We start from the raw sequence: 11214 nt of genomic DNA, 5'->3' as shown, positions 1-11214 counted from the left end.
GGGGGCTCGCGGGCGGGCCCTGCGGTGAACGCCGCGGGGCCCGGGCCCGGACGAGTCCGGCACCCGAGCCCCGCACCGTCCGGCCGGCGCGCGGTCACTCCCCGACGGTCACTCCTCGAAGGAGAACGCCTGCGCGTTCTTGGACGCCTCCGCCTCGCGGAGCACCTTCAGCCCGCCCTTGGTCTTCCCGTCCGGCTTGAGGATGAAGGTCTCCCGCGTCGAGGGCAGCTTCGGGTCGGTGAAGTCGTGCCGGATGCCGAAGCCCCCGTCGTGGTCCTCCATGGACGTCAGCGCCCTGACCACACCCTCCCGGGTGAGGTCCTTGTCGTCGCACGCCTGCTTCAGCGCCGCGCCGAAGACGGAGGCGGCGCTCCAGCCCGCGGCCACACCGTTGTCGAGGATGTCGTCGGGGTAGGCCTTGGCGTACTCCCGGGCCAGCCTGGCCGGCTCCGGCTCCTCCGACCCGATGGGCAGGGTCGAGGCGGCCACGTAGTAGTCCTTCTGCAGGACCGGACCGGCCTGGGTCTTCAGCAGCTGCGGCGCGAACGCCGAGTTGTTGCCGATGATCGGCACGTTCAGGCCGCCGGCCGCCGACACTCCGACCAGGGAGGCCGCCTGGCGCGGCCCGGCGCTGATCACGATGGCCTTCACACCGGCCTTCTTGAACGCCGCCACCTGGGCGGACATGTCCTCGTCGGTCGGCTTGATCTTCTGCTCCACCAGGGTCAGCCCGGCCTTCTCGGCCGCGTACTGCGCGCCCTTGAGGGCGTTCTCGCCGTAGTCGCCCTCGAAGTAGACGTGGCCGAGCTTGTCGCCCTCGGCGATCCTCCCCTCCTCCAGCAGGAACTCGATCGCGTTGACCGTCTCCACGTCGTAGGTGGCGCCGATGACCCGGATGTACTCGCTGCCCAGCAGGTCGGCGGACCAGGCCTGCGGCAGCACCAGCACCTTGTGCTGACCGTCGATGCGCTCCTTGACCGCGCTGACGAACGGCGAGCCGAGGAACTGCACGAAGCCCACCACCTTGGGCTGCAGCTCGGTGTAGGCCGGGATGGCCTTGCCCGCGTCGTAGCCGTGGTCGCGGACGGTCAGCTCCAGTTTCCGCCCGCAGATCCCGCCGTCGGCGTTGATCTTGTCGATGTAGAGCTGCTGGGCCTGGGTGACGCTCTTGCCCAGGGAGGCGTAGACACCGGTCATGTCGGTGAGGGCGCCGATGCGGATGGTGTCGTCCGTCACGCCCTTGTCGGTCCGCACGCCGTCGGCGCCGGTGCCGCCGGAGTCGCCACCGCCCGCCTTGGAGCTGCATCCGGTGGCGATGAGGGCGAGGGCGGTCGCGGCGACCACCGCGGCGGTGCGCGCCGTGTGCTTCTTCTGCGTCTTCACAGTCTTCATGCCTCGTCTTTCTGGGTGTGACCGCGGCGGGCGGCGAGCCGCACCAGGCCGCCCGGCAGGAACAGCACGATCGCCACGATCGCGGCGCCGTACAGGTAGCGGGACATCTCGCCCGGTGCGACCCCGCCCGTGCCGGGGGCGGAGACCAGGGGCAGTGCCTCGCTGTAGCGGGTGAGGATCTGGGGCAGCAGGGTGACGAACACGGCCCCCGTGACGGCTCCGGAGACCGAGCCGAGACCGCCGATGACGATCATGGCCAGGTACTCCAGGGCCAGGACGATGCCGAAGTACTCGGGCACGGTCTGCTGGAAGACCAGTGCCAGCAGCACCCCGGCCAGGCCCGCGTACATCGAGGACAGGACGAACACCCCCGCCCGCTGGCGGGCCACCGGCACGCCCATCACCCCGGCCGCGATCCGGTGGTCGCGGATGGCGTTCAGCGCCCGGCCGGGGCGGTCGCGCAGCACGCCGTGCGCGAAGAAGGCGCACACCGCCAGCAGGGCCAGCCCGGCGTACCAGAGCTTCTCCATCGACTGGAACGGCACGGCGGCGACCACGGTCTCGGTGTCGTCGAAGGTGATGCCCAGCAGCGACAGCGGCGGGACCGGGCGGCCGTTGTAACCGCCGGTCAGGTCGTGTGCGTTGAGCAGCACGTGCTGGCCGATGAAGACCAGTGCCAGGGTGGCGATGCCCAGGTAGGCGCCCCGCAGCCGCCCGGCGATCGGGCTGAACAGCCCGCCCGCCGCACCGGCCATGGCCACCGCGCCGGTCACCGCCAGCCAGCCGGGCAGGCCCAGGCCGGCCAGCTCCCCGTCGCGGTCGCCGGCCAGTACGCAGTAGCCGTACGCGCCGACGGCGAGGAAGAAGGAGTGGCCCAGGGAGAGCTGGCCGGTGGCGCCGGTCAGCAGGTTCAGCCCGATCGCGCCGATGGCGGCGGCCATGGCCAGCAGCCCGGCCTGGAGCCAGAAGCGGTCGAGGTAGAAGGGCAGGGCGAGCAGCAGCAGGCCCGCCGCGGCCACCGTGTACGCATTGGCGCGGCGCGGCGGCCGGAGGCGGGCGCGGGCCCGGCGGCCGCGCCCGGTGGCGGACCCGGACGCCCCGGATTCCCCGGCCGCCCCGGCGGGTCCGGTGGTCGCTGCGGTGGTGGACTCAGACACGGGACAGCTCCCTCGTTCCGAACAGGCCCGCCGGGCGCACCAGCAGGACCAGGAGCATCACCAGATAGGGGGCGAGGTCGCCGATGCCCCGGCCCAGGAAGGCCAGGTCGCTCTGGTAGCCGGCGGCCATGGACTGGGTGACGCCGATGACCAGTCCGCCGACCAGGGCCCCGGTTGTGGAGTCCAGTCCGCCCAGGATCGCGGCGGGGAAGGCCTTGAGCGCCACCAGGGAGGTGCCGCGCTCCAGGCCGGGGGTGGGGAAGACGGTCAGGAACAGGGCGGCGACCGTGGCCAGCGCTCCCGCCACCGCCCAGGCCGAGGAGGAGACCCGGCCCAGCCGGATGCCCATCAGCGCCGCGGTCTCGGGGTGTTCGGCCACCGCCCGCATCGCCACGCCCCAGGAGGTGAAGCGGAAGGCCAGCAGGAAGGCGCCGATGATGAGGGCCGCGGTGACGAAGGCGGCCACCCGGGTCTGCGGGATGCTGACCGATCCGAAGGTGAGCACCCGGCCGCCCCACGGGTCGCCCATGGGCAGGACACGGGCGCCGATCTGCCGGGTCAGCTCGGTGACCAGCACGATGTCGACGCCGATGGTGACGATGGCCAGCACGCTGTGGTCGTGTCCGCGGTAGCGGCGGATCACCAGGAACTCCACCAGCGCGCCCACCGCCGCCGCCCCCGCGACACCCACCAGCAGGGCCGCCCAGAACCCGATGTCGTCCCGGAGGACGGCGGTCAGGTAGCCGCCGGCCAGCAGCAGTGAGGCGTGGGCGAAGTTCACCACCTCGGTCGCCTTGAAGATGATCACGAAGCCGAGTGCGATCAGCGCGTAGACCGAGCCGATGGACAGCCCGCTCAGCAGTAGTTCGACGAAGGTCGTCATGCGCTCGCCGCCTCCTGTCCCAGATAGGCGCGGACGACCGCGGGGTCGCGCTGGACCTCGTCGGGTGTGCCGTCGGCGATCCTGCGGCCGAAGTCGAGTACGGTCACCGCGTCGGCGAGCCGCATCACCATTCCCATGTCGTGCTCCACCAGGACGATCGAGATGCCGAGCCCCTCGCGCACGCCCGCGATCAGGGAGGCGGTGCGGCGGCGTTCGTCGGCGGTCATGCCGGCCACGGGCTCGTCCAGGAGCAGCAGCCGGGGTTCCATGCACAGCGCGCGGCCGAGTTCGACGAGTTTCTGCAGCCCGTAGGGCAATGAGCCGGCGGGCTGGTCCAGATAGGGCTCCAGACCGGTGAACTCGGCTATCTCCCGCACCCGTTCGCGGTGCCGGGCCGCCTCGCGCGCGGCCCGCGGCAGCCGGAGTCCGGCGGCCAGGTAGCCGGTGCGGGTCAGCCGGTGGCGGCCGAGCATCAGCGTGTCGGCGACCGTGGCGTACGGGGAGAGCGCGATGTTCTGGAAGGTGCGGGCCACGCCGAGGGAGGCGATCGCGTGCGGCGCCAGCCCGGTCAGCTCCTCGTCGCCGAAGCGGACGCTGCCCGCGGTCGCGCGGTAGACGCCGGACAGGACGTTGAAGGTGGTGGACTTGCCCGCGCCGTTGGGGCCGATGACGGCGTGGACGCTGCCCGGCTCGACGGTGAAGGAGACGGCGTCCAGCGCGGTGAGCCCGGCGAAGCGGACGGTGAGGCCTTCCACCCGCAGCGCGGGGACGTCCTCCCCGGCGGGTGCCGGTGCCTGTGCCGGTTCCCGGGTGCCGGAGTTCCTCACGCCGACCACCTGCGCAGGGTCGCGGCCGGGCGCGGGGCTCCTCCGGACACGCTCCCGGGCAGGTCCTCGGCGCCGGCGCCCTCCGGGGCGCCGGGGTGCCCTGCCTCGTCGGTGACGCCCAGGTAGCGGCGGCGCACCTCGTCGGAGGCGGCCAGTTCGTCCGCTTCCCCGGCCAGGACCACCTCCCCCACCTCCAGGACCACCGCCGAGGAGGCCAGTCGCAGCGCGATCGCCGCGTTCTGCTCGACCAGCAGCACCGAGGTGCCCTGGGCGTTGATCTCCCGCACGGTCTCGGCGATCCGGTCGGCCATCAGGGGAGCCAGACCGAGGGAGGGTTCGTCCAGGAGCAGCAGCTTGGGGCGGGCCATCAGAGCCCGTCCCATGGCGAGCATCTGCTGCTCGCCGCCGGAGAGCAGCCCGGCCCGCTGGTGCGCCCGCTCGGCCAGCACCGGGAACAGTTCGTGGACCCGCGCCTGCGCCTCGGCGGCCGCCCGGCGGCCCCCGGCCGCGCCCAGCGCGCCGGCGCGGAGGTTGTCGGCCACGGTCATCCGGGCGAACACCTGCCGCCCCTCGGGCACCTGCACCACTCCGGCGGCCACCACCTGAGCGGGGGTCAGGCCGTTCAGCCGCCGTCCGGCGAAGGAGACCGTGCCGGAGGCGATCGTCCCGCCGTGGAAGCGCAGGGTGCGCGAGACGGCGCGCAGCAGGGTGGTCTTGCCGGCGCCGTTGCCGCCGAGGACGGCGACCACCGCGCCCTCGGGTACATCAACGGAGACCGAGTTCAGCGCCCGTACCGGGCCGTAGCCCACGGACACCTCCCGGACCTCCAGCGAAGCGGCCGTCATCGGCCCTCCTCTTCTTCCGTCCTGTCCCCCGGTGGGCTCCACCGGGATCACGGCGCTCACCCCAGCACCGGCCGTGAAGGGCCGTCCACGGCCGGTGGGCGAATCGCTGCCGGTGACCAGAGGTGCCCGGGCCCGGCTGTGCACGGGCACAGCGGACCTGCGCCCTCCGCTCCCGGGCGGACGGCGGGGCGTCACGGGAGAGGGCGCGGGGGAGCGCGGGAGAAGGGCCGCGCCGGACAGGCCGAAGGCCCGGACCTCGCGGTGCGGTCCGGGCCTTCGGCGTGTTGTGGATGCGGCGTCGTGCGCCCGCAGGGCGCGCGGGGCGGCGTCAGGCGCGGGCGACTACAAGGCGGAGGGCCGGGAGCGCAGCGTGCCGCCCCGGGGCCCGCCAACGCGGCGTGGGGCACCCCCGGCCGGAGGCCGGGGAGGGCGTGCGTGGCGCCGCCCCGCGGACGGGACTTTCACGACACGCCCCGAGGGCGGGTCACAGGCGGTCGGCCGCCAGCCTTCCGGCCGCCCGTTCCAGCAGCGGCCCGGCCTGCGCCATGCAGACGGCCGGGTCCGGTTCGAGGTCGGTCAGGGCGTACGCCGCCTCGATCCCGGCGGCCCGCATCTCCTCCTCGCCGATGGCCAGGCGCCCGCACACCGCGACCACGGGCCGGCCCGCCCGCCGGGCGGCGGCGGCCACCCCGGCGGGGGCCTTGCCGCGCAGGGTCTGGGCGTCCAGCGAGCCCTCGCCGGTGATCACCAGATCGGCGCGCTCCAGGGCCTCGGCGAAGCCCAGCACCTCCAGCAGCACCTCGATGCCGGGCCGGAAGGAGGCGTCGAGCGCGGCCAGGGCGGCGTAACCGACACCGCCGGCCGCGCCCGCGCCGGGCCGCTGTGCCAGGTGCGCGGCGCGCGGGCCGAGGACGCCCTCCAGCACGCGGGCGTAGTGGGCGAGCGCGGCGTCCAGAAGCTCCACGTCCGCCTCCCGCGCCCCCTTCTGGGGGGCGTAGACGGCCGCGGCTCCGTGCGGACCGGTGAGCGGGTTGTCGACATCGCTCGCCAGGACGACCTCGATGTCCCTCAGCCTCGGGTCCAGACCCGACAGGTCGGCCGTCGCCAGGTGGCGCAGCGGTCCGCCGCCGGGCTGCAGCGGCCTGCCGCCGGCGTCGAGGAAGCGGGCGCCGAGCGCGGTGAGCATGCCCGCGCCGCCGTCGGTGGTGGCGGAGCCGCCCACACCCAGGACGATCGTGCGCGCTCCGGCCTCCAGTGCCGCCAGCAGCATCTCGCCGGTGCCGTAGGTGGTGGCCGACAGCGGGGCGAGGACGCCCTCGGGCATCTTCTGGAGGCCGGACGCCTGGGCCATCTCCACCACGGCGGTGTCGCCGCGCAGCGCGTAGGAGGCGGTGACCGCCTTGCCCAGCGGCCCGGTGACCGCCGTCTGACGCAGCGCGAACCCGGCGGCGACCGCCGCGTCGACGGTGCCGTCGCCGCCGTCCGCGACGGGCAGCGCATCGACCTCGATGCCGGGGCGGGCCCGGCGGATCCCGGCCGCGGTGTGCTCGGCCACCTGGGCGGCGGTGAGCGACCCCTTGAACTTGTCCGCGGCGATCAGCACGCGGCCTGTCTCGGTGTGTGTCGTTTCCACGCGGTCTCTCTTGTGTCTCGAACAGGCTGTCGCGCCGTCTAGACCCTACCGGTGGCGGGCATGCGGGACCACGATGCGCCATCGGACGGCTCGCGGCCGCTCGGCGCGCCCGTCCGACGAACCGGAAGAACCATTTCATAGTTGGGTGATATGAGCACCGATGTAAGCAATCCGCCCCAGGAACCCGCCCCGGAGACGGCCCGGAAGGACCCGCCCCCGGACACCAAGGTGATCGCCATCGGGGTGGTGGCCGTGCTGGCCGTGGTGGCCTGGGCAGCCATCGGCACGGACGGTTTCTCCTCCGCCTCCACCACCGCGCTGAACTGGGTACTGGGCAACTTCGGCTGGCTGTTCACCCTGGCAGCCGACCTCTTCCTGGTGCTGTGCCTGGTGATCGCGGTAAGCCGCTTCGGCCGGATCAGGCTCGGCAAGGACTCCGACGAGCCGGAGTTCTCCAACCTGGCGTGGATCGCGATGATGTTCAGCGCCGGCATGGGCATCGGCCTGATGTTCTACGGCGTCGGCGAGCCTCTGACGTACTACGTCGACCCGCCGCCCTTCGGTGACGTCCAGGGCGGCACCGGCGCCGCCGAGCGCGTCGCGCTGGAGTACTCCTTCTTCCACTGGACGCTGCACCCCTGGGCGATCTACGGCGTGGCCGGTCTCGCGCTGGCCTACGTCACCTTCCGCAAGGGCCGCGGCAACCGCATCAGTTCGGTCTTCGTCCCGCTGCTGGGCGAGCGCCGCGCGAACGGCTGGCCCGGCCGGATCATCGACCTGCTGGCCGTCTTCGCCACGGTCTTCGGCACCGCCACCAGTCTGGGCCTGGGGGCCCTGCAGGTGGCCAAGGGCCTGAACCTGACGGTCGGCTGGGACGACAGCCGGGAGCTGCAGCTGCTCATCATCCTGGTGCTGTCGGCCGCGTTCGTCATCTCGGCGTTCTCCGGGCTGCACCGGGGCATCAAGTGGCTCAGCAGCATGAACGTGGTACTCGCGGCCCTGCTGATGCTCTTCGTCTTCCTGCTGGGTCCGACCGTGTTCATCCTCGACGCGATCCCGGCCGGAGTCGGCGCCTACCTCCAGGACCTGGTCGTGCTCTCCTCCCGGACCGGCGCGTTCGGCAGCAAGGAGTGGCTGGGCACCTGGACGATCTTCTACTGGGCCTGGTGGCTGTCGTGGGCGCCGTTCGTGGGCACCTTCATCGCCCGCATCTCCCGCGGCCGCACCATCCGCGAGTTCCTGACCGGCGTCCTGCTGGTGCCCAGCGGTGCCACGGTCGTCTGGTTCTGCGTGATGGGCGGCAGCGCCATGCGGCTGGACGCCACCGGCGAGGCCGACATGGCCGGAAGGCTGGAGGACGGCGTGGAGGCCTCGCTGTTCGGTCTGCTGGACGCCCTGCCGCTGGGCACGGTCACTTCGGTGATCGCGATGATCCTGGTGATGACCTACTTCGTCACCAGCGCCGACTCCGCCTCCCTGGTGATGGGTTCGCTGACCTCCGGCGGCGCGCTGCACCCGCGCGAGTGGCTGGTCGTCACCTGGGGTGTGCTGATGGCGGCGGTGGCCGCCGTGCTGCTGGTCGCCGGCGGCCTGGAGGGGCTGAAGACGGGGACGATCCTGGTGGCGCTGCCCTTCGTCGTGGTGATGCTGGCGCTGTGCTGGTCGCTGGTGAAGGAGCTGCGCGAGGACCCGGGCGCCGGGCCGCCCCGCCACCATCCGCTGCGCGGGGCGCGCGAGGCCATCCGGGCGATGGTCGGCGAGGCCGTCAGCGAGCAGCAGAGCGCCCGTCGCCATCCTCGGTTGCGGCGGGCGGCCGAGGGCGGCAAGGCGTCCGCACGGGACGGGGAGGACTCCCAGGGTTCCTGACGCCTCCGGGCGCTTCCTGACGCCTCCGGGCCTGCTCCGGCGGGGCTGACCCCGCCGGAGCAGGCCCGGCGTACGTGTCCCCGGCCGGTACCGGCCGGGGACACGTACGCCGTGAACGCCGCGAACGCTTCCGGCCGCCTCGCGGCCCTCTCCCCGCCTGCGCCGGAGTCAGCCTTCCTGGATCCTGGGCGTTGTGTCGATCTCCCGCAGCCGGGCTTCCGCCTCCTCGCCCGTGCGCGTCTCCGTACGGTGGCCGCGCGCGACGTAGTCGCGCACGACCGCCTCGATCGCGTCGCGGGGATTGCCGATCCCGCTCAACACCATGACCTCGACGACCAGTTCGGTGTCGAGTGAGATCTCCGTCTTCGCCATGGCGGCACCTTACTCCTTTCGCCGTCAACCGGGGTTGACATCCCCTCCATGTCATCTTAGGTTGACAGACATGGCCGGATCGGAAGCAGGAGAAGCGGTCGACGCCGCACGGGCCGCCCTGGACCGCGATCCCCGGGTGGGGCTGCGGGCGGTGGCCGCGCTGCGGCGGCTGGTGGAGCGCCTGGAGGCACTGCAGGTGGACAGCGCACGCAGGCAGGGCTGGTCCTGGGAGGAGATCGGCACAGCCCTCGGCGTGAGCAGGCAGGCCGTGCACAAGAAGCACTCGAGGAGGTAGACGGAAGATGTTCGAGAGGTTCACCCGCCAGGCCCGCGACACGGTGGTGAGAGCGCAGGAGGAGGCCCGCGCGCTCGGACACGGCTGGATCGGCACCGAGCACCTGCTGATCGCCGTGCTGAGGCGGCCGGACGAACCGGGCGCGGCGACGCTGGTGCGGCTGGGCGCCGATGCGGAGTCGGCGCGAGCGGCTGCGGCCCGGACGGCCGGACGGGGCGGTGACGGGGTCGACGAAGAGGACGCGGAGGCGCTGCGGGCGCTGGGCATCGACCTGGAGGAGGTGCGGCGCCGGGCGGAGGACGCCTTCGGGCCCGGCGCACTGGACCGGTCCCCGAAGCCGCCGGACGGGCGGAGGAAGCTGCGGGGAATCCTGCCGTTCCGGCGGCGCGGCGCGGACCGCGACCGGCGGGACCGGGGCCACATCCCGTTCACGCCGCGCGCCAGGAAGGCGCTGGAGCTGTCGCTGCGCGAGTCGCTCGCGCTGAAGGACCGCCACATCGGCTGCGAGCACCTGGTACTGGCCCTGCTGCGTTCCGACGACCGGCTCACCGGCGACCTGTTCGCACAGCTGAGCCTGGAACCGGAGGCCGTACGGGACCAGGTCGTCGCCGACCTGCGGCGCGCGGCGTAGAGCCCTGGCGGACCGGATCCGCCGCCGGGCGGGCGCTCGGGGGTGCGGGCCGGCGAGAGGTCCCGGCCCGCGCCCTCGGGGGATCCGCTCCCCGTTCACCCCCGTGCCGGGCCCGGGTTCGGGGCGGCGCGCTCCCCGCCCGCCGGGACGCGCGCTAGGCGCGCGCCCGCAGGCGGCGCCAGACCGCCTTGGCCGCGTTGTGGCCGGACATGCCGTGCACGCCCGGGCCCGGCCAGGTGGCCGAGGAGCACAGGTAGACGGCCGGGTGGGCGGTGGCGTACGGGACGCGGGCGAGCCTGGGCCGCAGCAGCGTCTGGAGTCCGGTGAAGGCGCCGCAGGCGATGTCGCCGCCGACGTAGTTGGCGTTGCGGGTCGCCAGTTCCGGCGGGCCCGCGGTGGCGCGGGCCAGCACCCGGTCGCGGAAGCCGGGCGCGAAGCGCTCGATCTGCCGCTCGATCGCCTCGGTGGCGTCCCCGCTCCAGCCGCGCGGCACATGCCCGTACGCCCAGAACACGTGCTTGCCCTCCGGCGCCCGGCCCGGGTCCACCAGGCTGGGCTGGGCGGTGATCAGGAACGGCGGGTCGGGCTGGACGCCCTCGGTGGAGGCGGCGCGCAGCGCGGCGGCGATCTCACCGCTGGAGGGGCCGATGTGGACGGTCCCGGCGCGGCGGGCGGCCTCGGAGGTCCACGGGACCGGGCCGTCCAGCGCGTAGTCGATCTTGAAGACGCCGGCGCCGTAGCGGAAGTGCCGGTAGGCGTCGCCCAGCCCGGCGATCCGGGCCAGCGCGGTGGGCGAGGTGTCGAAGACGTAGGCGCGGGCGGGCGGCAGCTCGTCCAGCCGCCGCACCTCCACCCCGGTGTGGACCTGTCCGCCCAGGTCGCGCAGGTAGGCGGCGAGCGCGTCGGACAGGGACTGCGAGCCGCCGCGCGGCATCGGCCAGCCGACCTCGTGCGCGGCCAGCGCGAAGACCAGGGCGATGCCGCCGGTGGCGGGCGAGGTGGTCGGCCCGATGGCGTGGGCGGCCAGTCCGAACATCAGCGCGCGGGCCCTGTCGTCACGGAAGCGGCGCACCAGCCAGTCCACCGGCTGCAGCCCCAGCAGCCCGAAGCGGGCCAGGGTGACCGGGTCGCGGGGCAGCCCGTCCCACGGCACCTTGAAGAAGTCCCCGACCAGGCTCATCCAGCGGCCCAGGAACGGCGCCACCAGCCGGCGGTACGTCCCCGCGTCGCGCGGCCCGAAGGAGGCGGCCGTCTCGGCCGGCGAGCGGGCCAGCACCCCGGCCGTGCCGTCGGGGAAGGGGTGGGCCAGGGGC

11 protein-coding genes are annotated in these 11214 nt (G+C 73.7%); 3 read left to right on the top strand and 8 right to left on the bottom strand.

The window, feature by feature from the left end; genetic code table 11:
• Nucleotides 1-108: 108 nt before the first annotated feature.
• The 6 genes from L7D48_RS19285 to L7D48_RS19260 all read right to left on the bottom strand — a co-directional run bounded on the left by L7D48_RS19285 (nucleotide 109) and on the right by L7D48_RS19260 (nucleotide 6737).
• A complete protein-coding gene (locus L7D48_RS19285) occupies nucleotides 109-1392 on the bottom strand; it encodes an ABC transporter substrate-binding protein (protein WP_237880717.1) in 1284 nt (427 codons plus the stop codon).
• Nucleotides 1389-2549 carry a branched-chain amino acid ABC transporter permease gene (locus tag L7D48_RS19280; RefSeq protein WP_374492863.1) on the bottom strand — a complete coding sequence of 387 codons (1161 nt, stop codon included), beginning with the start codon at nucleotides 2547-2549 and terminating at the stop codon, nucleotides 1389-1391. Before L7D48_RS19280 ends, L7D48_RS19285 begins: the two co-directional genes overlap by 4 nt.
• On the bottom strand, nucleotides 2542-3432 hold the full coding sequence (locus tag L7D48_RS19275) for a branched-chain amino acid ABC transporter permease (protein ID WP_237880715.1): 891 nt from the start codon (nucleotides 3430-3432) through the stop codon (nucleotides 2542-2544). Before L7D48_RS19275 ends, L7D48_RS19280 begins: the two co-directional genes overlap by 8 nt.
• Nucleotides 3429-4193 carry an ABC transporter ATP-binding protein gene (locus tag L7D48_RS19270; RefSeq protein ID WP_237880719.1) on the bottom strand — a complete coding sequence of 255 codons (765 nt, stop codon included), beginning with the start codon at nucleotides 4191-4193 and terminating at the stop codon, nucleotides 3429-3431. Before L7D48_RS19270 ends, L7D48_RS19275 begins: the two co-directional genes overlap by 4 nt.
• Before the next feature lie 62 nt (nucleotides 4194-4255).
• Nucleotides 4256-5104 (bottom strand): ABC transporter ATP-binding protein, encoded by an 849-nt coding sequence (locus L7D48_RS19265; protein ID WP_237880713.1) that lies wholly within the window; start codon nucleotides 5102-5104, stop codon nucleotides 4256-4258.
• Nucleotides 5105-5588: 484 nt separating this feature from the next.
• A complete protein-coding gene (locus tag L7D48_RS19260; protein WP_237880711.1) occupies nucleotides 5589-6737 on the bottom strand; it encodes a glycerate kinase in 1149 nt (382 codons plus the stop codon).
• 150 nt (nucleotides 6738-6887) lie between these two features.
• On the opposite strand from L7D48_RS19260, the gene L7D48_RS19255 reads away from it, so the two are divergent.
• The gene (locus L7D48_RS19255) at nucleotides 6888-8603 is read left to right on the top strand and encodes a BCCT family transporter (RefSeq protein ID WP_237880709.1); all 1716 of its coding nucleotides are present in this window, start codon (nucleotides 6888-6890) and stop codon (nucleotides 8601-8603) included.
• Nucleotides 8604-8771: 168 nt separating this feature from the next.
• Here the strand turns inward: L7D48_RS19255 and L7D48_RS19250 are convergent, their stop codons facing one another.
• Entirely contained in the window at nucleotides 8772-8975 is a 204-nt protein-coding gene (locus L7D48_RS19250) for a type II toxin-antitoxin system VapB family antitoxin (protein ID WP_101257003.1), read from the bottom strand.
• Nucleotides 8976-9045: 70 nt separating this feature from the next.
• On the opposite strand from L7D48_RS19250, the gene L7D48_RS19245 reads away from it, so the two are divergent.
• Together L7D48_RS19245 and L7D48_RS29580 are read left to right on the top strand one after the other, a co-directional pair.
• Nucleotides 9046-9270 (top strand): hypothetical protein, encoded by a 225-nt coding sequence (locus L7D48_RS19245; RefSeq protein WP_237880708.1) that lies wholly within the window; start codon nucleotides 9046-9048, stop codon nucleotides 9268-9270.
• A gap of 7 nt (nucleotides 9271-9277) precedes the next feature.
• Nucleotides 9278-9901 carry a Clp protease N-terminal domain-containing protein gene (locus L7D48_RS29580; protein ID WP_374492855.1) on the top strand — a complete coding sequence of 208 codons (624 nt, stop codon included), beginning with the start codon at nucleotides 9278-9280 and terminating at the stop codon, nucleotides 9899-9901.
• Between the two features lie 154 nt (nucleotides 9902-10055).
• Here L7D48_RS29580 and L7D48_RS19230 read toward each other — a convergent pair.
• On the bottom strand, nucleotides 10056-11214 hold a 1159-nt coding region (locus L7D48_RS19230), incomplete at its 5' end, for an NAD(P)/FAD-dependent oxidoreductase (RefSeq protein WP_237880706.1).

Source organism: Streptomyces sp. ICN903 (assembly GCF_022015835.1).
Lineage (GTDB): Bacteria > Actinomycetota > Actinomycetes > Streptomycetales > Streptomycetaceae > Streptomyces > Streptomyces fenghuangensis.
Note: the sequence above shows the minus strand (reverse complement) of the source record. Positions and strands in the feature narration are given on the sequence as shown.